This is a genomic window from Herbiconiux liukaitaii (assembly GCF_041927495.1).
Lineage (GTDB): Bacteria > Actinomycetota > Actinomycetes > Actinomycetales > Microbacteriaceae > Herbiconiux > Herbiconiux liukaitaii.
In genome coordinates, this window is record NZ_JBHFHG010000008.1 from 328,709 (window position 1) to 351,306 (window position 22,598).

The 22,598-nt window shown below is 68.9% G+C and carries 23 protein-coding genes and 1 tRNA gene; 15 read left to right on the forward strand and 9 right to left on the reverse strand.

Annotation, left to right across the window (positions count from 1 at the left end; all coding sequences use genetic code 11):
- Nucleotides 1-82: 82 nt before the first annotated feature.
- Both ACEXQC_RS18125 and ACEXQC_RS18130 read left to right on the forward strand, forming a co-directional pair.
- On the forward strand, nucleotides 83-1,342 hold the full coding sequence (locus ACEXQC_RS18125) for a DUF5819 family protein (RefSeq protein WP_374825562.1): 1,260 nt from the start codon (nucleotides 83-85) through the stop codon (nucleotides 1,340-1,342).
- On the forward strand, nucleotides 1,339-2,469 hold the full coding sequence (locus ACEXQC_RS18130) for an HTTM domain-containing protein (RefSeq protein WP_374825564.1): 1,131 nt from the start codon (nucleotides 1,339-1,341) through the stop codon (nucleotides 2,467-2,469). The genes ACEXQC_RS18125 and ACEXQC_RS18130 overlap by 4 nt, the downstream gene beginning before the upstream one ends.
- Nucleotides 2,470-2,489: 20 nt before the next feature.
- On the opposite strand, the gene ACEXQC_RS18135 is transcribed toward ACEXQC_RS18130, so the two are convergent.
- On the reverse strand, nucleotides 2,490-2,921 hold the full coding sequence (locus ACEXQC_RS18135; RefSeq protein WP_374825566.1) for a VanZ family protein: 432 nt from the start codon (nucleotides 2,919-2,921) through the stop codon (nucleotides 2,490-2,492).
- 129 nt (nucleotides 2,922-3,050) lie between these two features.
- Here ACEXQC_RS18135 and ACEXQC_RS18140 point away from each other — a divergent pair, with 129 nt between their 5' ends.
- Together ACEXQC_RS18140 and ACEXQC_RS18145 are read left to right on the forward strand one after the other, a co-directional pair.
- Complete coding sequence (locus tag ACEXQC_RS18140; RefSeq protein WP_374825568.1) at nucleotides 3,051-4,313, forward strand: sensor histidine kinase; 1,263 nt, start codon at nucleotides 3,051-3,053, stop codon at nucleotides 4,311-4,313.
- Nucleotides 4,310-5,482, forward strand: coding sequence for a hypothetical protein (locus tag ACEXQC_RS18145; protein WP_374825570.1), 1,173 nt, complete (start codon nucleotides 4,310-4,312; stop codon nucleotides 5,480-5,482). The genes ACEXQC_RS18140 and ACEXQC_RS18145 overlap by 4 nt, the downstream gene beginning before the upstream one ends.
- Before the next feature lie 60 nt (nucleotides 5,483-5,542).
- On the opposite strand, the gene ACEXQC_RS18150 is transcribed toward ACEXQC_RS18145, so the two are convergent.
- Nucleotides 5,543-6,412: a TetR/AcrR family transcriptional regulator gene (locus ACEXQC_RS18150; RefSeq protein ID WP_374825572.1), complete on the reverse strand. Its 870-nt coding sequence runs from the start codon at nucleotides 6,410-6,412 to the stop codon at nucleotides 5,543-5,545.
- A 191-nt stretch (nucleotides 6,413-6,603) separates the two neighbouring features.
- Here ACEXQC_RS18150 and ACEXQC_RS18155 point away from each other — a divergent pair, with 191 nt between their 5' ends.
- From ACEXQC_RS18155 to ACEXQC_RS18165, 3 genes are read left to right on the forward strand one after another with little or no spacing between them, the layout of a single operon-like run.
- Nucleotides 6,604-7,452 (forward strand): hypothetical protein, encoded by an 849-nt coding sequence (locus ACEXQC_RS18155; RefSeq protein ID WP_374825574.1) that lies wholly within the window; start codon nucleotides 6,604-6,606, stop codon nucleotides 7,450-7,452.
- A gap of 25 nt (nucleotides 7,453-7,477) precedes the next feature.
- A complete protein-coding gene (locus ACEXQC_RS18160) occupies nucleotides 7,478-8,425 on the forward strand; it encodes a ThiF family adenylyltransferase (protein WP_374825576.1) in 948 nt (315 codons plus the stop codon).
- Nucleotides 8,426-8,475: 50 nt separating this feature from the next.
- Complete coding sequence (locus ACEXQC_RS18165; RefSeq protein WP_374825578.1) at nucleotides 8,476-9,681, forward strand: hypothetical protein; 1,206 nt, start codon at nucleotides 8,476-8,478, stop codon at nucleotides 9,679-9,681.
- Between the two features lie 15 nt (nucleotides 9,682-9,696).
- Here ACEXQC_RS18165 and ACEXQC_RS18170 read toward each other — a convergent pair whose 3' ends face one another.
- A complete protein-coding gene (locus ACEXQC_RS18170) occupies nucleotides 9,697-9,939 on the reverse strand; it encodes a hypothetical protein (protein WP_374825580.1) in 243 nt (80 codons plus the stop codon).
- Nucleotides 9,940-10,212: 273 nt separating this feature from the next.
- On the opposite strand from ACEXQC_RS18170, the gene ACEXQC_RS18175 reads away from it, so the two are divergent.
- The 5 genes from ACEXQC_RS18175 to ACEXQC_RS18195 all read left to right on the forward strand — a co-directional run bounded on the left by ACEXQC_RS18175 (nucleotide 10,213) and on the right by ACEXQC_RS18195 (nucleotide 13,295).
- A complete protein-coding gene (locus ACEXQC_RS18175) occupies nucleotides 10,213-10,599 on the forward strand; it encodes a VOC family protein (RefSeq protein WP_374825582.1) in 387 nt (128 codons plus the stop codon).
- A 46-nt stretch (nucleotides 10,600-10,645) separates the two neighbouring features.
- Complete coding sequence (locus ACEXQC_RS18180) at nucleotides 10,646-11,776, forward strand: Rv2578c family radical SAM protein (RefSeq protein WP_374825584.1); 1,131 nt, start codon at nucleotides 10,646-10,648, stop codon at nucleotides 11,774-11,776.
- 228 nt (nucleotides 11,777-12,004) lie between these two features.
- The gene (locus ACEXQC_RS18185) at nucleotides 12,005-12,616 is read left to right on the forward strand and encodes a thymidine kinase (protein WP_374825586.1); all 612 of its coding nucleotides are present in this window, start codon (nucleotides 12,005-12,007) and stop codon (nucleotides 12,614-12,616) included.
- 7 nt (nucleotides 12,617-12,623) lie between these two features.
- The gene (locus ACEXQC_RS18190; protein WP_374825588.1) at nucleotides 12,624-12,917 is read left to right on the forward strand and encodes a hypothetical protein; all 294 of its coding nucleotides are present in this window, start codon (nucleotides 12,624-12,626) and stop codon (nucleotides 12,915-12,917) included.
- A gap of 42 nt (nucleotides 12,918-12,959) precedes the next feature.
- Nucleotides 12,960-13,295 carry a hypothetical protein gene (locus ACEXQC_RS18195; RefSeq protein WP_374825590.1) on the forward strand — a complete coding sequence of 112 codons (336 nt, stop codon included), beginning with the start codon at nucleotides 12,960-12,962 and terminating at the stop codon, nucleotides 13,293-13,295.
- Nucleotides 13,296-13,354: 59 nt separating this feature from the next.
- Here ACEXQC_RS18195 and ACEXQC_RS18200 read toward each other — a convergent pair.
- From ACEXQC_RS18200 to ACEXQC_RS18210, 3 genes are all read right to left on the reverse strand, one after another.
- Nucleotides 13,355-13,428, reverse strand: a tRNA-Pro gene (locus tag ACEXQC_RS18200).
- A gap of 93 nt (nucleotides 13,429-13,521) precedes the next feature.
- Nucleotides 13,522-14,448, reverse strand: a complete 927-nt coding sequence (locus ACEXQC_RS18205; RefSeq protein ID WP_374825592.1) for a metallophosphoesterase — start codon at nucleotides 14,446-14,448, stop codon at nucleotides 13,522-13,524.
- Nucleotides 14,449-14,450: 2 nt separating this feature from the next.
- Nucleotides 14,451-16,913, reverse strand: a complete 2,463-nt coding sequence (locus ACEXQC_RS18210; RefSeq protein ID WP_374825594.1) for a transglycosylase domain-containing protein — start codon at nucleotides 16,911-16,913, stop codon at nucleotides 14,451-14,453.
- Between the two features lie 109 nt (nucleotides 16,914-17,022).
- Here ACEXQC_RS18210 and sp36 point away from each other — a divergent pair, with 109 nt between their 5' ends.
- Nucleotides 17,023-17,202: a Sp36 family protein gene (gene sp36 / locus ACEXQC_RS18215; RefSeq protein ID WP_374825733.1), complete on the forward strand. Its 180-nt coding sequence runs from the start codon at nucleotides 17,023-17,025 to the stop codon at nucleotides 17,200-17,202.
- Between the two features lie 5 nt (nucleotides 17,203-17,207).
- Nucleotides 17,208-17,684, forward strand: coding sequence for a RidA family protein (locus tag ACEXQC_RS18220; RefSeq protein ID WP_374825596.1), 477 nt, complete (start codon nucleotides 17,208-17,210; stop codon nucleotides 17,682-17,684).
- 109 nt (nucleotides 17,685-17,793) lie between these two features.
- Here the strand turns inward: ACEXQC_RS18220 and ACEXQC_RS18225 are convergent, their stop codons facing one another.
- The 3 genes from ACEXQC_RS18225 to acs form a co-directional block, all read right to left on the reverse strand.
- Nucleotides 17,794-18,414 carry a hypothetical protein gene (locus tag ACEXQC_RS18225; RefSeq protein ID WP_374825598.1) on the reverse strand — a complete coding sequence of 207 codons (621 nt, stop codon included), beginning with the start codon at nucleotides 18,412-18,414 and terminating at the stop codon, nucleotides 17,794-17,796.
- A gap of 36 nt (nucleotides 18,415-18,450) precedes the next feature.
- Nucleotides 18,451-18,747, reverse strand: coding sequence for a hypothetical protein (locus ACEXQC_RS18230; protein ID WP_374825600.1), 297 nt, complete (start codon nucleotides 18,745-18,747; stop codon nucleotides 18,451-18,453).
- A gap of 208 nt (nucleotides 18,748-18,955) precedes the next feature.
- A complete protein-coding gene (acs, locus tag ACEXQC_RS18235; RefSeq protein ID WP_374825602.1) occupies nucleotides 18,956-20,938 on the reverse strand; it encodes an acetate--CoA ligase in 1,983 nt (660 codons plus the stop codon).
- A 529-nt stretch (nucleotides 20,939-21,467) separates the two neighbouring features.
- Between acs and ACEXQC_RS18240 the strand changes: the two genes are divergently transcribed.
- Nucleotides 21,468-22,520: a TadA family conjugal transfer-associated ATPase gene (locus ACEXQC_RS18240; RefSeq protein ID WP_374825604.1), complete on the forward strand. Its 1,053-nt coding sequence runs from the start codon at nucleotides 21,468-21,470 to the stop codon at nucleotides 22,518-22,520.
- The last annotated feature ends 78 nt before the right edge of the window (nucleotides 22,521-22,598 follow it).

Consider the following 22,598-nt stretch of genomic DNA (forward strand, 5'->3'; position numbering starts at 1 on the left):
GGCGCCCCCGCCCTCCATCCGGACCAGGCCCGGATCCCACCCCCGCTCTGAACCGAACCCGAGGCGCCGAGGAGGCACCACCATGCAGCGCAAGAAGCCGAAGGCCTCGCGCAAGGCCAAGCGGGCCCCCGGCACCAAGCCCGCCGCCAGCGCCGGCAAGCCCGCCGCCAGCACAGGCAAGCCCGCCGCCAGCACCGGCAAGCCCACCACGCCGAGGGCCGGAGCCAGCGGATCCGCGGCGAATCGCACCGATCCCGCCGCCTCAGGCCCCAACACGAAGCGCAACGGCCCCACCGCCGGGCCCAACCGCTCGGCTGACCGAAGCGCCACTACCGCCACCGCGGACAATGCCGCCAAGGCCCCCGGCGCGAACGCCGACATTAAGATGGCCGCCTCCACCAAGGCCGCCGCCAGTACCAACGCGGCCTCTGGCGCCAAGTCTGACGCTGGTACCAACGGCGCTGCCGGCGCCAAGTCCGCCGTCGATACTACGTCCCCTGCTGGTTCAATCGCGGCCGCTGGCACCAAGTCCAGCGCTGGCACCAAGACCGGCGCCGGCGCCGGGGCCACCGGCAGCAAGGCCTCCGCCCCCAAGCGCACGCGCCTCGCGGCCGTCGCGACCGCCCTCACGCTCGCCGTGGTAGCCGGCTACACGATCGTCAGCACCTCCTTCACCTTCCCCAGCTCCCCGGCCAACGCCGCCGTGAACGAAGCGTTCGCCCCCTACTTCTCCCAGCGCTGGGACGTCTTCGCCCCCAACCTGCTCAAGGTCAACAGCGCCCTCCAGATCCAGGTGCAGTGGCGCGACGACGCCGGCGACCTCGTGCACAGCGAGTGGGTCGACGTCACGGGCACAGAGCTCAACGCCATCGAGAACACCCCCATGCCCTCCCGCATCGCCAAGAGCACCGCCAACGCGGCCGTGGCCTACATCACCCGCTTCGACGAGCTCACCGACGAGCAGAAGACCCGCGTGCAGGACACCTTCATCGAGCGCACCGACGACGGCGGTTTCCAGCCGATCCCGGATGACGAGCTCGTCGACGAGATCAAGAACCTCGGCGACGGCGAGGACGACACCAACACCGTGCCCCTGCTCCGCTACGACTACATGCTCATCCGCTACGCGACCGCCTACGGCGAGGCCTACTTCGACCGCGACGTCGAGCGCGTGCGCTGGCGCGTGCAGTTCGACCGCCCGAACGACTTCGAGCACCGCAACGACACCGAACGCCAGACCCCGATCAACGAGCTCGAGTTCGGCTGGCGCCAGCCCGCCGAGCAGCCGGACCCCGAGACGGTGGCCATCTTCGACGACGTGATCGAGAGGTACGCACGATGACCATCGCAGCCCCCGAGCAGATCGAGCCCGAACGGGTCACCAAGCGGACCTCCAAGCGGATCGACCCCAAGCACCTCCCGCAGCAGGCCTGGAACGGCCTCACCGGCTGGCTCTCGGGCCAGAAGCACGCCACGATCGGCTTCTCCCTCCTCCGCATCATCTTCGGCCTCGCGATGCTCATCACGCTCCTCCCGAGCTTCGCCGACCGCCACTACCTGTGGGGCGCCGGATCTTCGTGGATCGAGCCGGAGGCCCGTCGCCGCGGCTGGGCGGAGATCCTCCGCGGAGTGTTCAGCAAGACCGACCCCGTGCTGTTCGACCTGGCCTTCGCGGCCCTCCTGCTGCTCGTCGCGCTCTTCATCGTGGGCCTCAAGACCCGCTGGGTCACCCCCGTGCTGCTGCTGTTCTGGGTGGGTCTCTCGACCAACAGCACCCTGCTCACCAACGGTGGCGACGTGCTCATGCGCATCGTGCTCTTCTTCGCCATCTTCGCGAGCCTCAGCGAGCACTTCTCCGTCGACGCCTGGCTCGCCCGCCGGGCCGCCGCACGCGGCAAGGTCCGGCGCTCGCTCCGCCCGCGCTGGGTGCCGGAGTGGTTCGGCACGTGGCTGCACAACACCGCGCTCATCCTCTGCTGCTACCAGATCCTGCTCGTCTACCTCGTCTCCTCCATCCTCAAGCTGCAGGGCGAGGAGTGGATCGACGGCACCGCCCTCTACTACGCCCTCGTGCTCAACGAGTTCCAGGTGCTGCCGACCCTCAGCGAGTTCACCTACCAGTGGGCCTGGGTCGTCAACATCGGCACCTGGATGGCGCTGACCGTGCAGCTGCTCTTCCCGCTCGCCCTGCTCTGGAAGCCGAGCCGCTACCTCTTCGTGGCCCTCATCACGTTCACGCACCTCGGCATCGCGGTGCTGCTCGGCCTGTGGCCGTTCTCACTCGCCATGATCGCGGTCGATCTGCTGCTCATCCGAGACGGATCCTGGCAGCGGCTCGGCGTCGTCGCCAGGCGCACGGCCCACGGGGCGGCAGAGCGGATGCGCGGACGCGGCCGCCCGACGGCCACCGTTGCGGATGCGGGCACGTCGCCCCAGCCGGTGCGCATCCCCGAGCTCGCCGCCCGCTGAGCCGCAGTGAGCCCGCGGCCCTAGATCCGCGGATCCCGACCGGCCGCAGGCAACGTCACCGACACCACGGCCCGCCGCAGGAAGAAGACACCGGCGACCAGCGCCCCCACGAGCGCCCCGGAGGTGTTCGCGATCACGTCGTCGACGGTCGCGAACCGCTCCGGCAGGAACACCGCCTGGCACACCTCGATGCCGACCGACAGCCCGAACCCGATGAGCACCGCGAACCCCCAGAACCGCCGCCCGAGCACGATGCCGATGAGCAGACCGAGCGGCACGAACATCCCCACGTTCGACAGAAACTCCACCTGCCGGTACCCGATGAACATGAGCACGTCACGATCGTGCAGGGCCTGCAGCACCCGCACGATCGCCCGGCTCGCCCCGCGATCCACGGGTGTCGGCCACGCCACGACCACGAGCACCGCCACCGAGTAGACGACGAGCAGCACGGCGGCGGTCGCGCGCCAACCGGTGTCGGCGTGCCTGCGCTGCAGCTCGTGCCTCTGCTCGGTCTTCAGGTGGTCTCCGTCTCGGCCGGGGGATCTCGATTCTAGACGGCGGCCCCGATCGTCTCGTGTATGGCATCATCGGACGAGGACCGCGGGGGTGCGATGACAGGGGCGACAGGACGGGCCGACACGGGTCGGAGCGCCGCGGAGGCGCTGTCGAGTGCCACTCTCGCCTTCGGCAGCACGGCGCTCGTGATCGCCGCGGTGCTCGTGGTGCTCCGCAACGTCAACTCGCCGGGCCACAACGCCTGGCCCGCCCTGCTGCTGCTCGTGCCACTCGCCGTGATCATGCTCGTGAGCCACCACTGGCGCCGGCCGTGGATCATGGTGATCCATCTGCTGGTCGGTCCGGCCTGCATCGGGCTGTACTCGCTCATCGTGCTGGAGAACGCGCCTGCCGGCATCGCGGAGTCCCCGTTCATCCTGTCGCTGCCGCAGATGGCGTTCGTCTACACGATCGCGCCGAGCGTGCTGGGCGTGCGGTCGGTGGTCTTCATCGCGCTCGCCTACCTCTTCGGCCAGGCCTCCGTGCTGCTCGCCGCCTGCACGGTGGAGCGGTTCCCCACGTTCGACTTCCAGACCGCGGCGGCCGCCTTCGCCATCCTCGTGGTGGGTGTCGCGAACCTCGCGCTGCGGCGCCGGGCCATCCACGATCGCCGCGTGGTGGAGCGCGCGGGGCGCGAAGCGGATGCGGCGGCCTACCAGCGCGAGCTCGAGGCCCAGGTGGTGGCGCTCTTCCACGACACCGTGCTGAGCGAGCTCACGGTGCTCGGCACCCAGCAGCCGGGCCCGTTGAAGCCCTCCCAGCGGGCGTCGATCGACCGCGACCTGTCGATGATCGCGGAGGGGGCCTGGTGGTCGGGGGATGTGGACTCCCGCGCCCACGGCAGGGGCCCCGAGCCGCTCCCCGCAGTCCTCGACGAGGCCGTCGCGGAGGCGCAGGGCCTGGGTGTGCAGGTCGACGCCCTCGGCGATCTCGCGTCGCTGAACCGCCTCGATGCGGCCTCCTCCGCCGCGCTCGCGCTCGCGCTGCGCCAGGCGTTCGTGAACGTGGCGCGGCACTCCGGGTCGGATCGGGCCGAGATCGTGGTCGACGGCGCCCCGGATGCGGTCGTCGTCACGGTCGCCGACCCCGGCGTGGGCTTCGATCCGCAGGAGGTGCCCGCCGACCGGCTGGGGGTCTCGCAGTCGATCCTGGGGCGCATCCGGGATGCCGGTGGCGACGCCCAGCTCTTCACCTCGCCGGGCAACGGCACGGCGTACATGTTCACGCTGCCCGTGCAGGCGGGCCTCCCCGTGCAGGCGGCCGAGGCCGGGGAGGCTCCGTCATGAGGGGCTTCCTGCACTGGCGCGGCACCCCTCAGCGCTTCGATCCGATCACCGCGCGCAGTCTCTATCCGCTCATCGGCTTCGCCGTGTCCGTCGCGCTCGTCTACGCCGTCATCCGCACCCTCGCCTCGAGCGAGGAGATCACCCGACCGCTGTTCTCGGCGGCCGCGATCCTGCTGGTCACGAGCTCGGCCCTCATCGTGATGATCGGCACGGATCCGGTGCGGAGCCCCATCGGGTTCAGGGGCTTCGCTGCGGCCGTGGGCACCGTCGTGCTGGCGTCGACCGCCTCGAGCCTCAGCGCATGGGGGTCGAGCAATGTGGTCTGGGACAACTGGGGCCCGCTCGTCGTGGGTGTGACGCTGCTGTGCTGCGCCGAGTTCCGCCCGGGTCGGGACATCGCGGCCGCGACCGTCGTGTCCGCCATCGCGGTGGGGGTCACGAGCGCGCTGGAGACCTCGGCCATGCCGTCCCTCGCCTCGCCGTTCACCTCGGCCATCATCTCCGCCACGCCCGTGCTGCTGTTCGGCAGCGCTGCCTCGGTGTTCTCCTACCGCATGAGCCTGTCGCTCTCACGGTCGCTCGAGCAGGTGGCCCGTGAGCAGAGCCGGCTCTCCCGGCGAGTGCGGGCGCGGCTGCGCGAGCTCCTGCGCGACTCGGGGCGCGATGCGCTCTCGGTGGAGCTCGTGCCCTTCCTCGAGGGCGTCGTGCAGCGCGGCGAGGTCACGGCGGCCGATGTGGAGCGCGCCAGGCAGATCTCGGCCGAGCTCCGATCCGTCATCATCACCCAGACCGCCCTGCCGTGGCTCGAACGGCTGCAGCGGGAGCACCCGTCGGCACTCGAGGTGATCGACGTCGACGGGCTCGCCGAAGGGCTCTCGCGCGAGCAGCAGGTGGCGCTGCGCGTGCTGCTGGGCGCCCTCGTGGCGGCCGTGGAGGAGGAGCGGGAGGGTCAGGCGGGGAGCGAGGCCCCTGCGCTCGTGACGGTGCGTCTCTCGCGGTCGGGCAGCCACTGCAGCGTGCTCGTGGCGGCGACGTTCACGGGGGGCGAGGTGGCGCTGCGCAGCCGCTTCGGCACGTTCATCACGGTCATGAACGCGGCGTTCGCGCGCTCGAGCGTGGGGTACGCCGACGGCAGGCTGCGCATGCTGTTCGTCGACGACGGCGCCTGAGGGCCGTCCGGACCAGCTGTCGGGCCGCCGAGTCGTCGGGCGGTCCAGTCGTCCGGCGGTCTAGTCGTCCGAGCCGAGAGCGCGGCTGCGCGGCTGCACGAGGGGCATCTCGTCGATGCCGCCGGAGAGGCGCGCGATGGCGGCCTCGGCGTCGTAGTCCGGGTCGGGCACCACGAAGGCCGAGAGGATGGCGTGGTACGAGATGGCGGCGAGCGAGATCTCGGCGGGCCGGCCCTCGTTGTCGACGTTGTAGCGTGCCTCCACGAGATCCGGGATGGTCGTGCGGGCGATGCCGAGGCCCTCGATGATGGCTGCTGCGGCCACCACGAGGGGGCGCCAGTCGTCGTTGAGGTCGGGGCGCAGACGGTAGCCGACCGCGGGCACGATGTTGCGGTAGAACACCTCCATCTGGTCGAGGAAGGCGAGCTCGGAGTTGCGCAGGGCCTCGATGATGCGCTCGCGCACTCGTGTGTCGGGGTACGAGAGTGCGGTGCTGGAGAGAGCCACGTAGGTGCGCCACTGCACCGACGAGGTGACCGACTCGAAGTTCTGCTCGGCGGCGAGGCCCGTGACGTCGACGAGGATGCGGCGGCGGCCCTCGGCGGTGCGCAGCTCGTCGGCCCGGAAGCCGAGGTACTCCCACGTGGCCACGAGCGATTCCTCATCGGCCCGGCCGGGGGAGACCTGGTTGGCGATCTCGCCGAGGAGCTCCTCGAAGAACGCCTCCTTCGACTCCCAGATGCGGTAGACGGAGCTGCGCGGAACGCCGGCCTCCTTGATGAGGTCGTCCATGAGCATGTGCTCGAAACCGACTGTCAGACCGTTCGCCTGCACGAGGTCGAGTGCCGTGTCGAGCAGCTTGGTACGCACCTCGTCTTTGGGTACGCGTGCTCGGCCGGTTCCGGACTTGGTCCAGCTGTTCTCCGCCATGGTCGCCCCTCTCGAATACATCTTGGGACATGTCGTCCCAAGTTGCAAACGGGCTGCGTGCGCTTCTAAGCTCAGGTCATCGGCCGCACACCCCGTTCGGGTGGCCGGCCCACCCCCACCTTGTGAAGACGGAGGATCCGACGTGCTTCGGACCATGGCTCGAACCAGGCCTGCACAGGGAAAGACGTCCGGTGTCAAGGATTGATCGCTCGGTCAGCAACGCCGCGGTCATCCCGGTGGTCGCAGGCTCACCCGCATTCGTCGTAGAGCCCGAGGCGCGATTGGCCACCGGCATCATCGCCGTCAACGGGGTGCCGCGTGAGGGCTTCGAAGACGCCTACCGCCAGCACTTCGAGCTGCGTCGACGCGTCTACGTCGACCAGACGGGTCAGCTCGATCCCTCCGACCTCTCAGATGATGGCACGGATCGGGATGAGGACGACGCCCGCTCCGTCACCTTCGCCGTGCTCGAGAACGCCCCCAACGGCGTGCGCATCGTGGGGGTGGCGCGCACCATCATCAAGGGTGCCGACGGCGAGAGCAGGCCGCTGCCGGTGGAGGCGTTCTGCCCCGAGCTGTTCGCGGAGGATCCGCTCGCGCTCGGCAGCGTGGAGGTCTCGCGCGTGATCGCGAGGCACGAGCGCGTGGCCATGCAGGAGCTCGTGCAGTGGCACCTCTTCGCACTCATGTCGGCCTACTTCTCGTCGCACGACGTGGGCCGCACGTTCGCGGTCATCGAGCCGTGGCTCGAGCGCCACCTCTCGGGCATGCTCTCGATCTCGCGCATCGGTGAGCCGCGCTACATCGAGCACTACCTCGACTACAACCTGCCGGTGGAGTTCGACCTGCCGGGGGCCGAGGAGCGCATCACCGAGCGCAACGCCTCCATCCTCGGGCAGCTGTCCGCTGCCGACGGGGCGCTGGAGTACTTCGGGCGCATCTCGCGGGCTCAGCGCGAGGCGGCGCTCGTGGCCGAAGCGGATGCGGATGCGGATGCGGCGCCCGTTGCCGAGCCCGAACCCGTCGTCGACGGCGTCTGAGCACGCCCGGCACGAGGCGCCACGCATGAGATCCACCGACGCCCTCGAGTTCGCGCGCAACTACGGCTTCTGGAACGAGGCCGAGCAGCAGGCGCTGCTCTCCTCGCGCGTGGCCATCGCGGGCGTCGGCGGCGTGGGGTTCCAGGTGGGGTCGAAGCTCGCCCGCATGGGGGTCTCGAGCTTCTCGATCGCCGATCCCGAGGAGTTCGAGCCGCAGAACGCCAACCGCGTGCCGGGGGCCACGAGTCTCACCTACGGCCGCTCGAAGGCCGAGGTGTTCCGCGACGAGGTGCTGGCCATCAATCCGGATGCGACGGTGCACGTCTACCGCGACGGCGTGACGCTCGAGAACGCGGCCGAGTTCCTGCACGGCGCCACCCTCGTGTTCGATGAGTCGGAGACGACGCATCCGGAGATCGGCACCACGATCGCCAGGGAGGCGCGAGCGCTCGGCATCCCGAACCTGCTCGTGGTGAACGTGGGCTTCTCGGCCACGGTCACCGCGTTCCACCCTCGGAGCGCCTTCACCTTCGAGCGCTTCATGGGGCTGCCGGGCGGGGCGTCACTCGAGGAGATCGCCGCACTGAAGGTCGACTTCTCCCGCTTCCTGCCGTACGTGCCGCCGTACAGCGACCTGCGCGGGCTCATGGCCATGACCACGGACGGGCCGGACGGCACCCGTCCATCGCTCCCGTCGATCTCTCCCGGCGTCGACCTGGCGAGCGCGCTCGGCACCACCCAGGCGTTCCTGCACCTCACGGACGCCGCGGGCATCGTCAACCGCCGCCGCCGGCCCATCTGGGCCCCGCGGGTCGCCTACCTCGATGCGTACTCGCTCAGAGCGCGCGTGCTGCGCGCCTCCACCCTCACACACTGGCGGCACGTGCTCCGCGCGGCGGCCGCCGACCGCTTCGGCCGCAACCCCCGAGCCGCCTACACCCACGCCGACATAGCCCGCCGCGCCCCCCACTGATCCCCTCGTCCTCGGTTGCGTCATGGCGAGAGCTGAGGAATACTCGTGTGATGACGGGATCCGGCGATGGGACGCGCGCATCGCGCATCGCGAGTCTCGACTGGGTGCGCGGCTGGATGCTGATCGCGAGCGTGGCCGCCAACTCGCTCCTCGTCATCCCGCGCTGGTTCGACCACACGGTGTGGGACGGTGTGCACCTGCTCGACCTCATCTTCCCCGTGTTCGTGACGCTCTCCGGATGCGGGTTGGCCTTCGCTATGCATCGGCGGGTCGCGGTGTGGCCGCTCGTGCGGAGAGTGGTCGTGCTGCTCGTGGTGGGCCAGCTCTACGGGGCGATCACGTCGAACTCGTGGGAGCCGTCGACGTGGACGCTCACCGGCGTGCTGCAGCTCTACGCCTTCGTGGTGGCGGTGCTCGGGGTGCTGCACCTCATCACGCGCTCGTGGCTGGGCTGGGCTGTCATCACGGTGGTGCTCGCCGCCGGCTACACCGTCGTGCTCGCGGTCTGGGCGGTGGGCTGCGGTGACCTGGGGCTCACGCGCACGTGCAATCCGTCCGGCGCGGTCGACCCGGCCGTCTTCGGAGCCGCCCACATCTACCACCAGGGCATCTACGGGCACGATCCGGTGGGGCTCATGGCCGGGTGGGGAGCGCTCGTGAGCGCCTCGGCCGGCGCGACGATGGGGCACGTGATGCTCGCGGTGCGCGAGCGCGGCGGCGGGCCGGTGCGGGCAGCGCTGCCGCTGCTCGCCTGCGTGGTCGCTGCGCTGCTGCTCGCGCAGGCCTGCATCCAGGTGCCGGCGTGGATCGACGGTGCGGCCGACGTCCTCGTCATGAAGCGGCTGTGGACGCCTCCCTTCGCGCTGAGGGTGGCCGCGCCCGTCGCCGTGGCGCTGCTGATCGGGCACCTGCTGCTCGACGGCCGCCGCGAGAGCCCCGCGGGGCTCCGTGTGGGGCGGGTCGTCGATGCCGCCGCGTCGCCCCTCATCGCGTTGGGTCGCAACAGCCTGCTCGTCTACTTCGGCTCTCACGTCGTGATGAGCGTGCTCTCGCGCCCCCTCGAGGTCACCGTGCCCGGCGCCGGCGTCGGCGAAGAGGGCGCTGACGTGGTGGTGCCCACCACGCTCGCCCGCGAGCTCGCCGAGGCGCTCGCCGTCGGAGGCCAGGTGCAGCTCACCTGGACCTGTGCTCTGCTGCTGTTCTGGATGCTCCTCGCGGGCATCCTGCACCGGGCACGGCTCTATCTGCGGCCCTGAGGGTGCGGGGGAGGGTCAGGCGGTGAGGCGGGGGATCGGGCCGGTGACGTCGGCGGGGGTGTAGCGATCGATAGCGGCCTCGGGGGAGTCGAAGGGGCCCACCCAGGCGAAGCGGTCGTGACGGTGGGCGAGCTTCATGTGCCAGCCGTCCTTCATGAGGTAGATGGTCGCGAGCGGGGCGGCCGTTTCGGGGTCGTCCTCCGCTCGGCAGAGGAGCGCGACGGTGGCCGACGTGCGGATGATCACGATTTCGTTCACGGGGCCGACGATACCGGGCCGCGGGTGGCCGGTGTGTTACGGGAACAATAAGATTCTCGACATCTGTCGGACCGGATCTCGACACCGGGGGTCATGCCCGGTGCGGGGTCTTCCCGACCGTGTAATGTGAAGCCAACGGCGACGTCAGCGACGCGTCTGTTCCATGGCCGTAAGGGTAACGGCACAACATGGCAGACGGGTCGACGTCTCCCTGCGGGATGAGAGTATCGGGTCCTCTCATCCCGCTAAACTTTTTAACGTGGGGGCACTGTCGTGAAGCTCAACCGGGTGCATCATATCGCCATCATCGCGAGCGACTACGAGCGCTCGAAGGCCTTCTACCTCGACGTGCTCGGCTGCACCCTCCTCAGCGAGGTGCACCGGGAGGATCGGGACTCCTGGATGGCCGATCTCGCGCTGAACGGCAGCTACCTCATCGAGCTGTTCTCCTTCCCCGCGCCTCCGCCGCGAGCCTCGTGGCCCGAGGCGACGGGGCTCAGGCACCTCGCCTTCGAGGTCGACTCGGTGGAGGAGGCCCGCGTCGAGCTGGTGAGCGCGGGGGTGCGCTGCGAAGAGCCGCGCACCGATCCGCACACGGGCAAGCGGATGGTCTTCTTCTTCGACCCGGACGACCTGCCCCTGGAGCTCTACGAGGCGTGACCCGGCACCCGCTTGCGCAACCTTCGAAGATATGTTCGAATGTGGCATGCGTTGGAATCAGCAGTCCCTCGACCAGGAGTCGACCGCGGCCCTCCCGGGTCTCGCCCGCCTGAGCAACCTCGTGCGGAGCGTGCAGACCCCGGAGTTCGCGGGCATCACCTTCCACGAGGTGCTCGCGAAGAGCGCGCTCAACCACGTACCGGGTGCCAGCACGGTCATGCCCTTCGCCTGGACCATCAACCCCTACCGGGGCTGCTCGCACGCGTGCGTCTACTGCTTCGCCCGGCCCACCCACCGCTACCTCGAACTCGACGAGGGGGCCGACTTCGACCAGCAGATCATCGTCAAGGTCAACGTCGCCGAGGTGCTCACCCGCGAGCTCGCGAAGAAGGGCTGGCAGCGGCCCGCGGTGGCGCTCGGCACCAACACCGATCCGTACCAGCGTGCCGAGGGGCGTTACGCGCTCATGCCCGGCATCATCGAGGCGCTGGCGGGCTCGGGCACCCCGTTCTCCATCCTCACCAAGGGATCGCTGCTGCGCCGAGACCTCGACATGGTCGCGTCGGCCGCCGAGGTGGTGCCGGTGTCGATCGCCCTCTCCATCGCGATCTACGACGACGAGCTGCAGCAGTCGATCGAGCCGGGCACCCCGAGCACCAAGGCGCGGCTCGCCACGGTGCGGGCTGCGCGCGAGCGCGGGCTCGAGTGCCAGGTGTTCCTCATGCCGGTGCTGCCGCTGCTCACCGACACGAAGGAGCACCTCGATCACGCCCTGGCCTCGGTGGCGGCCTCCGGCGCCTCGAGCGTGGTGTACTCGGCCCTGCATCTCAAGCCGGGGGTCAAGCAGTGGTTCCTCGCCTGGCTGCAGCGCGAGCATCCCGAGCTCGTGGCGCCGTATGCACGCATCTACGCGAAGGGCGCCTACGCCCCGGAGGAGTACCGGCGCTGGCTCGCCGAGCGCATGCGCCCGCTGCTGCGCAAGCACGGGCTCGATCGGGCGCGCCCGGCGGGCGGCACGGGCGGCCCGGGTGGCGAGGTGGTGGGCAACGGTCTCGGCGGGGGCCTGCGGGGCCCCGGTCGGGCCTGGGCGTCGAACGTGGGCGCGGGGGCCGACGACTTCGCTCGGGTGTTGCCGAGCTTCGGGCCGGTGGGGGATTCGCAGCCGATGCTGTTCTGATCGGCTCGGCCTTGGGCGGATCGATGCGGTGATCGGGCAAAGAGAAAGCGACCGGCTGCGGGGATGGGGAACCAGGCCGCCGGTCGCTCTCCTCGATCTCGGATGGGGAGTCTGCGATCGATATGGTTCCGTGGAACCGATTGAGAACATAGTGCGCCGCGAAAAGCGGAACGGACTGCATTTCCGCTGGCAATTCGCCGAGCGGTGGGGCGGGATTAGGGTGGTCGAGTGGCGAAACTGTACTTCCGATTCGGAGCGATGAACAGCGGCAAGAGCACGGCGATGCTCCAGGCCGCTTTCAACTACGAGGAGCGCGACCAGCAGGTGCTCATCGCCAAGCCCGCCGTCGACACGAAGGGCGACATGCAGATCGTCTCGCGCCTCGGTGTCACCCGCAGCGCCGACTTCCTCATCGCGCCCGACACCGACGTGCGTGCCGAGTTCGCACAGCGCCGCAAGGCGGTCGTGGCCCGCACCGGCTCCGACGTGAGCTGCCTGCTCATCGACGAGGCGCAGTTCCTCTCCCCCTCCCAGGTCGACGACGCGCTGCGGATCGCGATCCTCGATGGTGTGCCCGTTCTCGCCTACGGCATCCGCAGCGATTTCCAGACCGCGGGCTTCCCGGGCAGCATCCGTCTGCTCGAGGTCGCGCACTCGCTCGAGGAGCTCAAGACCATCTGCCGGTGCGGCCGCAAGGCCATCTTCAACGCCAGGCGCATCGGCGACCGCTACGTGTTCGACGGCGAGCAGGTGGCCATCGACGGTGAAGACGTCACCTACGAATCCCTGTGCGGCGTGTGCTACCTCGACGAGTCGCACGGCGTGCTGGGCAGGGTCTGAGGTCGGCATGCGCCCACCCGTCATCGTGCCGATCTCCGAGGTCGAGGGCACCATGGTCACCGTGCCGCTCGGCACCCTGCTCGTCCTCGCGACGGCCGACGACGCCTCCGTCACCGCCTGGTCGGCCGAGATCGCCGATGCCTCGGTGGCGGAGTTCGTGGCCGGCCGCGACGACGGATCGGCGAGGTTCAACCCCGGTCTCGCACCGCGCGCGGAGGGCGTGACCGAGGTCATGCTCCGAGACGGCCGCACCGACGGCACCGTCGCCTTCACTCTCTCGGTCACGCTCCGCCCCGCCTGACCCGGGGTTGCCGGGGAGGCCCGCCCGCGCCAGGGTGAGGATATGAAGAGTGTCTCCTACGCAGGTCTCGAGTTCGACACGGCCGATGATGTCGCCGACGCCCTTCTGCGCCTCGCGGCCGCCCTGGGTCAGAACGAGAAGGCCGAGACGGTCGACATCCCCATCGTCGAGGAGGGCGGCGTCGCCAACTCCGTGCAGATCGTGGTGGGGCCGGCCAGCCAGTTCATCTCCCGCCACGTCGAGTCGGTCTACGACGACCCGGATGGCGCCTCGGTGGTGGAGTACCTCGACCAGCGCACGCGCGCCCTCGACATGCCTCGCGCCGGTGCCGTCTCGCTGGGGGAGTACGAGCGCTTCGACCTCGATCATCCCGTGTGAGCGACACCGGGACTTAACCTGAGAAGCCGGTCAGATGCGATCTGACCGGCTTCTCTTCGTCGGGGTAGCGGGATTCGAACCCACGACCTCCTCGTCCCGAACGAGGCGCGCTACCAAGCTGCGCCACACCCCGAAATGGATCACCACGTCTCCGCGGCAAGGCCTCGTTAAGGATAGCCGATAAATCGAGGGGGCGAGACCGTGCGCCTGCCGCCCCCGGCCCGTCTCAGGGCTGGGCGGTGAGAGTGAGCAGCGTGGCCTCGGGGCGGCAGGCGAAGCGGAACGGCGCGTAGATGGAGGTGCCGAGCCCCGCGGAGACGTTGAGGTACGCCGAGTGGAAGCCGTGGCGCCACAGACTGAGCCCCTTGACCTGCTTGCGCGGGATGTCGCAGTTGGTCACGAGCGCGCCGTAGCCCGGCACACAGACCTGACCGCCGTGCGTGTGCCCGGCGAAGACGACCTCGGCGCCGTGGGTCACGAACGAGTTGAGCACGTACTGGTAGGGGGCGTGCGCCACACCGATGCGCACCCGGGGGCCGCGGTCGTCGTCCTCCAGCAGCTCGTCGATCGCGCCCGGGATGCGGTCGAGCCGGTCGTAGTGCCGGTGCGGGTCGTCGACGCCGAAGAAGTCGATCAGGGTGCCCTGCACCTCGGTGGTGGCGGCCCGGTTGTTGAGATCCTTCCAGCCGAGGGAGTCGAGGTAGCCGGTGAGCGCCGCGGTGTCGAGGTGCTCGACCTTGTGGTTGTGCTTCGACGGGCCCAGGAAGTAGCGCAGGGGGTTCTTGAGCGACGGTCCGAAGTAGTCGTTCGAGCCGTTCACGTAGACGCCGGGGATCCCGTCGAACACGTCGAACGCGGCCTTGATGCCCTCGAGGCCGTCGCGGTGGCCGAGGTTGTCGCCGGTGTCGACGATGAGCTGCGGCTCCAAGCGCGCGAGATCCCGCACCCAGCGCTGCTTGTCGGTCTGCCACGGCGCCATGTGCAGGTCGCTGAGGTGCAGGACCCTGATGGGCGAGGCGCCGCGCGGAAGCACGGGAGCGGTGGCGAGCCGGAGCGTGTACTGCTTGCGCTCCACGAAGGTGCCGTAGGCGACCGCGGCGGAGCCTGCCGCCGCGACGAGCCCGAGGGCTGTCGCGGCGGCACGTGCACTCACGGTCAACCCGCCTTCGTGGTGACCCTGAGCTTGTCGGTGCCTGCGCGGATCGGCTGACCGGCACCAGGGCTGGTGGCGGTCACCTTGACGTTGGCGCCACCCGACGGGCCGTCGAACACGATCTGGCTCTGCTGGATGCCGGCCGCCGTGATGGCGGAGACCGCCTGGCTGGGCGACATCCCGGTCACGTTCGGAATCGTGCGCAACTGGCCATTTGAGGTGAAGACGGTGATCGTCGACCCCTTCGTGGCGGAGCCGGAGGGCGAGCTGCTGTCGACCTGGCCGGCGGGCTGAGCGGAGTCGATGACCCCGCCGTCCTGGAAGTCGAAGCCGGCGCTCGTGAGAGCGGCGCGTGCGGCGTCGATCGACATGCCGGCCACGTTGGGGATGCTCACCTGCACACCGTTGATGAGATCGCTCGTCGCCGTCGGGAACTGGTTTCCGCCGTACTTGGTGTTGGCGTTGCCCATGTACGTGCTCCAGATGTTGTGCCGGAGATTGCCACCGCCCTCGCCGTTCACCGACGTGTTGCGCAGCGAGACCGTGCCCACCACGTTGCCCACCCACACGGCGGTGGCGAGCTCGGTGGTGGCTCCCACGAACCAGGTGTCCTTCTCGGAGTCGGTTGTTCCCGTCTTGCCGAAGAGGGGGATGCCGTCGCCGGGGTTGGAGGCGGTACCGGTTCCTCCGCCGCTGACGACGCCCTTCAGGGCATCGACCATGGCGGCGGCGACGTTGGGTTCGACAGCCTGCGAGCAGGTGGTCGGCGGCACCTGGAGTTCGTTGCCCTGGGCGTCGAGGATCCGTTCGATGGCCACGGGGGTGCAGTAGACGCCCTCGTTGGCCACGGCGGCGAACGCGCCGGCCATGGTGAGCGGGGCGATCTCGTTGGTTCCCAGCACGTCGGCGGGGTTGTCCTGCAGCGGCGTTCCGTCGGCGCGGTGCACGCCGAAGGCCTCGGCGGTCTGCTTGATCTCGCACTGGTCGAGCTTCTGCGCCATGCGCAGATAGGCGAGGTTGACCGAGGAGGCGGTGGCCTGGCGCACGGTGACGTTGCCGGGGTTCGATCCGCCGTCGTTCTTCACAGCGTACGAGCCGCCGTTGCCGCCCGTGCAGCTGTTGCGGAACTGGGCGAGGTTCAGGGTGCCCGCGTTGCCGTTGATGATGTCACCGAGCGAGTGCCCGGTCTTCAGCCAGTCGGCGAGCGTGAAGATCTTGTACGTCGATCCCACCTGGAATCCGGTCGATCCGCCGTACGCGAAGTCGGTGCTGTAGTTCACCGCGCTGGCGCCGGGGTTGGTGGCGGTCACCTCGGGATCGGCCGAGTAGTCCTTGTTCTGCACCATCGCGAGCACCTTGCCGGTGCCCGGCTGCACGGTGACGAGCGACGATCCGATGTCGAAGCTGTAGGACTTCGGCACGTTCGCGTTCATCGAGTCCATCGCCGCGATCTGCAGGTCGATGTCGAGGGTGGTGAAGATCTGGTAGCCACCGGTCTTGAAGTTCGTCCACCGCGCGTCTTCGCTGTCGCCGAACGCGGGGTCGTTCTTCACGATCGCGGTCACGTAGTCGCAGAAGAAGCCGGCCGCGATGTCGTTGGCGGTCTGGCAGCCGGTCGAGGGCGGCACGATGTTCGGGGTCACCGGGGTGGCGATGGCCTCGTCGTACTGCTGCTGGGTGATCTTGTGCTCCTTGAGCATCGCCGGCAGTACGTCGAGGTCACGACGGGCCTGGTTGTCGGCGATGTTCGTGCCCTCTTCGGCCGGGATGTCGATGCGCAGGTCGTTCGGCGCGTTGACGATCGCGACGAGGCTGGCGGCCTGGGCCACCGTGAGGTCGCTCGCGTTGACGCCGAAGTAGTACTTCGCCGCCGACTGGATGCCGTAGACCCGACCGCCGAAGGGGGCGATGTTCAGGTAGCCGAGCAGGATGTCGTCTTTCGAGTACTCCTTCTCGAGCCCGATCGCGAGCTTGATCTCCTTGAGCTTGCGGTCGATCGTGGTCTTCGTGGCCTCTTCATAGGCCGCGTCGCGCTCGGCCTCGTCCTGGATGGATTCGGCCTTCTGCACCTGGATGTTGCGCACGTACTGCATCGAGATCGTCGAGGCACCACTGCCCGAGGTCTCGAGGGCGTTGCCCGCGGCGGCACGCAGGGTCGACGCGATGTCGACGCCACCGTGGGTGTAGAAGCGGGGATCCTCCGTGGCGATCACCGCGTCTTTGACGTAGGGGGAGATCTGGTCCCAGCCGACCTCTTCGCGGTCCTGCTCGAAGACCGACGCCAGCAGGCGAGGAGTGCCGTCGCTGTTGGTGGCGTAGATGTTGGTCTTCTGGGCGAGGGCGTCCGGCTTGATGTAGCTCGGGAGGTTCTCGAACATGCCGATCGAGTTGTTGGCGGCAATGCCGGTCACGGCAAGTGCGGGCGTAACCATGGCTGTGACGAGGATGCCCGCTATTGCGCTCATACCGACGATGCCCAGAATGGCTCCGACCACACCGCTAGCTGAGGCTTTCGGGGCAGACATAGGATCAAGGGTAAGTGACAAAGCTATGAAATGCTGAGAAGGAGTGCCTGTGCCGAATTCCGCGCCCGCCTGGGAATACGTGACGACGCCGTTGATGATCCACAACACCACGGGCATCCTCAACACCTGGGGCTCCGAGGGCTGGGAGCTCGTGCAGATCGTGACCGGGCCGGAGGGCGGGCTCGTGGCCTACCTCAAGCGGCCCGTCGCGCCGTCTGCGGGGGTGTGAGCCGCGTGTCGCGCGTCTCGGATCGTCTCGCCTCGCTCGGCATCGTGATTCCGGAGGTGTCGGCTCCGGCCGGTGCGTACATTCCGGCCATCAGCTCGGGCAGCCTCGTGTTCACGGCGGGGCAGCTGCCGTTCGTCGACGGTGCGCTGCCGGCGACCGGGAAGGTGGGGACGGGGTCTGGTTCTGGCTTCGTCTCGCCCGAGGAGGCGAAGGGCTACGCCCGACTCGCCGCGATCAACGCCCTCGCCGCGGTGGAGAGCGTGCTCGGGTCGCTCGACCGCGTGACCCGCGTCGTGAAGGTCGTGGGCTTCGTGGCGTCGGATCCGTCGTTCACCGGGCAGCCCGGCGTCATCAACGGGGCGTCGGAACTGCTCGGCGAGGTCTTCGGCGAGCAGGGCGTGCACGCGCGCTCGGCCGTGGGCGTGGCCGTGCTGCCGCTCGACTCGCCCGTTGAAGTGGAGCTCATCGTCGAATTCGAGTAGCGCGGCCCACGACTGGCGCAGCAGTCGGTGCATGATCTTGCCGAGCGGGTCTTCGGCAGTGAGGATTCGGTGAGACGGGCCTCGAAGGGCAGCGGCGTCACCGTCCGGCCTACCCCTCCGAGGGAGGCGTGACCGCGACGGCGGAGCCTTCGGGGAGTTCCAAAGACTGCGCGCGCACTTGGCCGACGACGGTCCAGAGCACGCTCGTGTCGGTGACGCCCATGTTCTGGACGGTGTCGTTGCCGCCCAGGAACAGGGGGACGTCGTATTCGATGCACTCGTCGAACCCCAGCGTGGCGGTGGGGACCCCGTTCGCTGCGCGCCAGTCGGTGAAGGTCTGCGCATCGAGTGCCTCCTCGATCGCTCGGTTCTGGAGTGCGCCGCCGAACTCGGCTGGGGTTGCCGCCTCGTACAGGGTTCCGGTGCCGAGATCGGCGATGTGGATGAGCACCTCTCCCCAGGTGCCGTCCTCGGCGCGGGTCCGGAGGCTCACCAGCTGGCGTCCCATCCAGTCGAACGCCACGACGCCGGCGTCGGGGTCGACGATCTCCGGGAACGCCTCGCGGACCATCTCGGTGAACTCGGGGCCGCTCGACCCGTCGTGAAAGCGGATGAGCCCCTGGTTGAACGACCGACCGCAGTATCCGGCATCCGCGAGGGCGGACGGGAAGTTCGGCGGAACGTATGCGCCACCGGCGTTGTCGATGGTGGGATCCACGGTGAGAGGCATGGTTTCTCCTTCAGAGATCGATCGGACGGAGATGACTCAGGGTGCAGGGGGAGCATATCCGCGGACGGCGAAGAGACCCGCGATGATTCTGTCGACCTGTGCGTCGATCCGCTCGGGAGTCCATGTGGACGAGCCGCCGCAGACTGAGATCGAGGCGAGGGTCGGAATATCGTCGGCGATCATTCCCGCGTGGTACGAAGCGGGTGATGCGCCGGCCTCCTCGGCCTTCTCGGCAGGCAGGTCCAGCCAATTCTGCAGGTGTCCCCCGGCGAGGTATCCGGAAGGGCGTGTGAAGCCGGCAGGAACGAACAGAGAGGAGTCGAGCACCTTCACCGTCGACGCGTCGTGGCGCCGCTTCGCGGAGAGAGCGCAAGTCGTCGGCGAAGTCCTCGCGCACGGTGGCATGGACGGTCGCGTCACCGAACGCCTCCTCGATCTCGACCCTCACCGTCTCGAGCACGCGAATCCCTTCGATCGTCGTCAAGTTGGCCAGCTGCATGCAGGAGGTCCGAGAGTCGCGGCATGTCGCACGGCGCCGCGACTACGTGCTTTGCACCTGACCCTTGATCGTGCTCATGACCATCGTGTCTGCCAACGTCGTCGTGTCGCCGACCTCGCGCCCCTCCGCAACATCGCGAAGGAGGCGACGCATGATCTTCCCGGATCGTGTTTTCGGCAGTTCAGACACGATGTGGATGTCGCGAGGACGGGCGATCGCACCGATCTGCTGCGTGACCCATGCGCGCAACTCGACGATCGACGGTGCAAGTTCATCCGGCTCCACCTTGTGAGAATTCTTGATGCAGACAAAGGCGACGACGGCCTGGCCCGTGGTCTCGTCGGCGGCGCCGACCACGGCGGCCTCGGCCACCATGGGGTGCGAGACGAGGCTCGATTCGATCTCGGCGGTCGAGAGGCGGTGCCCTGAGACGTTCATGACGTCGTCGACACGGCCGAGCAGCCAGATCTCGCCGTCCTTGTCGCGGCGTGCGCCATCCCCGGCGAAGTAGGTGGTGGGGCCGAACTTCGACCAGTACGTCTCGACGTAGCGGTCGGGGTCGCCCCAGATGCCCCGGAGCATGCTGGGCCAGGGCTCGGTGACCACGAGCAGGCCGCCCTGGTCGGCGCCCGTGGAGTGCAGCCGTTCGTCGACGATGTCGATCGCCACCCCGGGGATCGGCACCTGGGCGCTGCCGGGCTTGAGGGTCGTGACACCGGGGAGGGCCGAGATCATGATGGCGCCGGTCTCAGTCTGCCACCAGGTGTCGACGACCGGGGTGGTGCCGCCGCCGATGACATCCCGGTACCAGACCCAGGCCTCGGGGTTGATCGGTTCGCCCACGCTCCCGAGCAGGCGCAGGCTGCTCAGGTCGAACTCGGCGGGGATCTGGCGCCCGAGCTTCATGAACGTGCGGATGGCGGTGGGGGCGGCGTAGAGGATCGAGACCTTGTGCTTCTGGATGATCTCCCACCAGCGGCCGGGGTGCGGGGTGTCGGGGGTGCCCTCGTAGATCACCTGGGTGGCGCCGTTGGCGAGAGGCCCGTAGACCACGTAGGAGTGGCCGGTGATCCACCCCACATCTGCTGTCGACCAATAGACGTCCTCCTCCGGTTTCAGGTCGAACACACTCTTGTGCGTGAACGCGACCTGGGTGAGGTAGCCGCCGGATGTGTGGAGAATCCCCTTCGGCTTGCCGGTTGTGCCGGAGGTGTAGAGGATGAACAGCGGATTCTCGGCGGGGAACGCCTTCGCGGTGTGCTCGGCATCCACCTGGGCGATCTCGTCGTGCCACCACAGGTCGCGGCCGTGCTGCCACTCGACCTCGTCCTTCGTGCGCTGCACGACGAGCACCTTCGTGACGGTCGTGGTCTCCCCGGCCTCATTCGCCTCGAGGGCCTTGTCGACCGTGGGCTTGAGGGGGAACGCCTTGCCCTTGCGGTAACCGCCGTCGGCGGTGATCACGAGCTTCGCCTGCGCGTCGTTCACGCGGTCGCGGATGCTCTCGGCACTGAACCCGCCGAAGATCACTGTGTGCACCGCTCCGATGCGGGCCACGGCGAGCATCGAGATGACGGCCTCGGGAATGAGGGGGAGGTAGATGGCGACGCGGTCGCCCTGCTTCACGCCGAGCGCGGTGAGGAGGTTGGCGGCCTTCTTGACCTCGGCGGTGAGCTCGGCGTAGGTGAAGGTCTTCGAGTCGCCGGGCTCGCCCTCCCAGTTGAGGGCGATGCGGTCGCCGTGGCCGGCTGCGACGTGGCGGTCGAGGCAGTTGTAGGCCACGTTGAGCTCGCCGTCATCGAACCAGGTCGCGAAGGGCGGGTTCGACCAGTCGAGGGTGCGAGTGAAGGGCTTGTGCCAGTGCAGCTGCCTGGCCTGGGTGGCCCAGAACTCCTGCCGCTCTTCGGGGGTGGTGCCGGCCTGGGTGTAGACGTCCTGCGTGGCCACAGCCTGCGCCGCGAACGCCTCGCTCGGCGGGAACCGCCGGGATTCGTGCATCAGGTTGTCGATGTTGTCTGACGTCATGTTCTGTCGCTCCCTTGCGAGACACACCCTCGGAATTCCTCGACGATACAGCACGCCGTGAACCCGATCCCGGCCCTCCGGTTGCATCGCATTGCGTACCCCCCGTGCGGGGGCTGAGAATGTGCTGGGCTGGTTTGACCGGATGTTTCGAGCGGGTAAACTCATCACTACCGAGCATTCGTGTTCGGATGCAACGCGCTAGTGATTCCCCCCAATCCAGCGTTGCTGCGGCGGCACCCTTCCCCCCATTGGGTGCCGCCCCTTCTTCTTTAAGCGGTGCGGGTCTTGGTTGAGCAGAGTTGCTCGGGCCCCGGTCGTTTCCCGTCCGTTCGTGTCGTGCTCATGTGCGCGAGTGCTCTTGTGAGCGGATGCGTCGTGCTGGGTCGTTTTGTTTCCGGCCGTGTGTTCGTCTCCTCCACATTCTGTGTGCGGTGGGTTCGTCTCCTCCACATTCTGTGTGCGGTGGGTTCGTCTCCACATTCGACGCGATCGTGTGCAGCGTGCGCTGCTCGGTCCGTAGCGTGCTCGCATGCCTTCACCACCTGCCGTCTCGACCCCGCTGCTCGGGGGCGACGACTTCGGCCCGCTCGCCCGCTACCTCGACGATCCGCGGGTCACGGATGTCTTCGTCAACGGCCCGGATGCGCTGTGGATCGATCGTGGCGGTGGTCTCGAGGCGGTCGCAGGGTGGAGCTGCCCGAGCGAGCAGCACCTCCGCGACTTCGCGGTGCGTCTCGTGGCGCGCGGCGGCCGGCACATCGATGAGTCGTCGCCGGCGGTCGACGTGCGGGTCGGGGGTGCTCGGGTGCACGTGGTGCTGCCTCCGCTCGCGGTCGGCGGCACCTGCATCTCGGTGCGGGTCGCGCGGTCACGGCACCCCGACCTAGACGAGCTCGACCGCAGCGGGCTGTTCGGAACGGGGGAGCCGGGCGAGCGCAGGCGGCGAGTGCTCGAGGGTGCGGTGCGGTCGCGCACCAACCTGCTCATCACGGGCGCCGGCGGCTGCGGCAAGACCACGCTCCTCGCGGCGTGCCTCGCTGCGGCCGACCCGCGGGAGAGGCTCATCGTCATCGAAGACGTCACCGAGCTGCGGATCGCGCATCCGCACGTCGTGGCCCTCGAGGCCCGGCAGCCCAATCTGGAAGGTGCAGGTGGCATCGGCGCGGCCGAGCTCGTGCGGCAGGCCCTGCGGATGCGCCCCGATCGGCTCGTGGTGGGGGAGTGCCGGGGCGCGGAGATCCGCGAGCTCCTCCTGGCCCTCAACACGGGCCACGACGGCGGCGCTGGAACCCTCCACGCCAACGCCCTCGACGACGTCCCCGCCCGCCTCGAGGCCTTAGGCGCCCTGGCGGGGCTCGATGCGGTCGCACTAGCCCGTCAGGCGGTCAGCGCGATCGGCCTCGTCTGCCACCTACGCCGCACGGGCCCCGTCCGATCCATCGAATCCTTCGGCACCCTCACCCTCAACGCCCGAGACCGCCTAGCAGTCCGCGAACTCACCCCCACCGCCCCGCCGCCGTCCCCCCGCATCGCCCCCGCTGATGCCAATGCCGCTTCGAGGGGGTGTGGTGACGGTGCATGATGCCCCTCGACTCGGGTCGCGGCGGTCTGCCGGGGAACTCCCCACTCATGCGACCGTAGGGCATCTGCATCCGCTCCG

What these genes read in the sequence shown, in the direction of transcription:
- ACEXQC_RS18150 (WP_374825572.1), bottom strand. Translation starts at nt 6,412, where the DNA reads ATGGCGGAGAACAGCTGGACCAAGTCCGGAACCGGCCGAGCACGCGTA.
- ACEXQC_RS18210 (WP_374825594.1), bottom strand. Translation starts at nt 16,913, where the DNA reads ATGAGCGCAATAGCGGGCATCCTCGTCACAGCCATGGTTACGCCCGCA.
- ACEXQC_RS18190 (WP_374825588.1), top strand. Translation starts at nt 12,624, where the DNA reads ATGCGCCCACCCGTCATCGTGCCGATCTCCGAGGTCGAGGGCACCATG.
- ACEXQC_RS18145 (WP_374825570.1), top strand. Translation starts at nt 4,310, where the DNA reads ATGAGGGGCTTCCTGCACTGGCGCGGCACCCCTCAGCGCTTCGATCCG.
- ACEXQC_RS18130 (WP_374825564.1), top strand. Translation starts at nt 1,339, where the DNA reads ATGACCATCGCAGCCCCCGAGCAGATCGAGCCCGAACGGGTCACCAAG.
- ACEXQC_RS18125 (WP_374825562.1), top strand. Translation starts at nt 83, where the DNA reads ATGCAGCGCAAGAAGCCGAAGGCCTCGCGCAAGGCCAAGCGGGCCCCC.
- ACEXQC_RS18225 (WP_374825598.1), bottom strand. Translation starts at nt 18,414, where the DNA reads ATGCCTCTCACCGTGGATCCCACCATCGACAACGCCGGTGGCGCATAC.
- ACEXQC_RS18195 (WP_374825590.1), top strand. Translation starts at nt 12,960, where the DNA reads ATGAAGAGTGTCTCCTACGCAGGTCTCGAGTTCGACACGGCCGATGAT.
- acs (WP_374825602.1), bottom strand. Translation starts at nt 20,938, where the DNA reads ATGACGTCAGACAACATCGACAACCTGATGCACGAATCCCGGCGGTTC.
- ACEXQC_RS18180 (WP_374825584.1), top strand. Translation starts at nt 10,646, where the DNA reads ATGCGTTGGAATCAGCAGTCCCTCGACCAGGAGTCGACCGCGGCCCTC.
- ACEXQC_RS18160 (WP_374825576.1), top strand. Translation starts at nt 7,478, where the DNA reads ATGAGATCCACCGACGCCCTCGAGTTCGCGCGCAACTACGGCTTCTGG.
- ACEXQC_RS18140 (WP_374825568.1), top strand. Translation starts at nt 3,051, where the DNA reads ATGGCATCATCGGACGAGGACCGCGGGGGTGCGATGACAGGGGCGACA.
- ACEXQC_RS18240 (WP_374825604.1), top strand. Translation starts at nt 21,468, where the DNA reads ATGCCTTCACCACCTGCCGTCTCGACCCCGCTGCTCGGGGGCGACGAC.
- ACEXQC_RS18165 (WP_374825578.1), top strand. Translation starts at nt 8,476, where the DNA reads ATGACGGGATCCGGCGATGGGACGCGCGCATCGCGCATCGCGAGTCTC.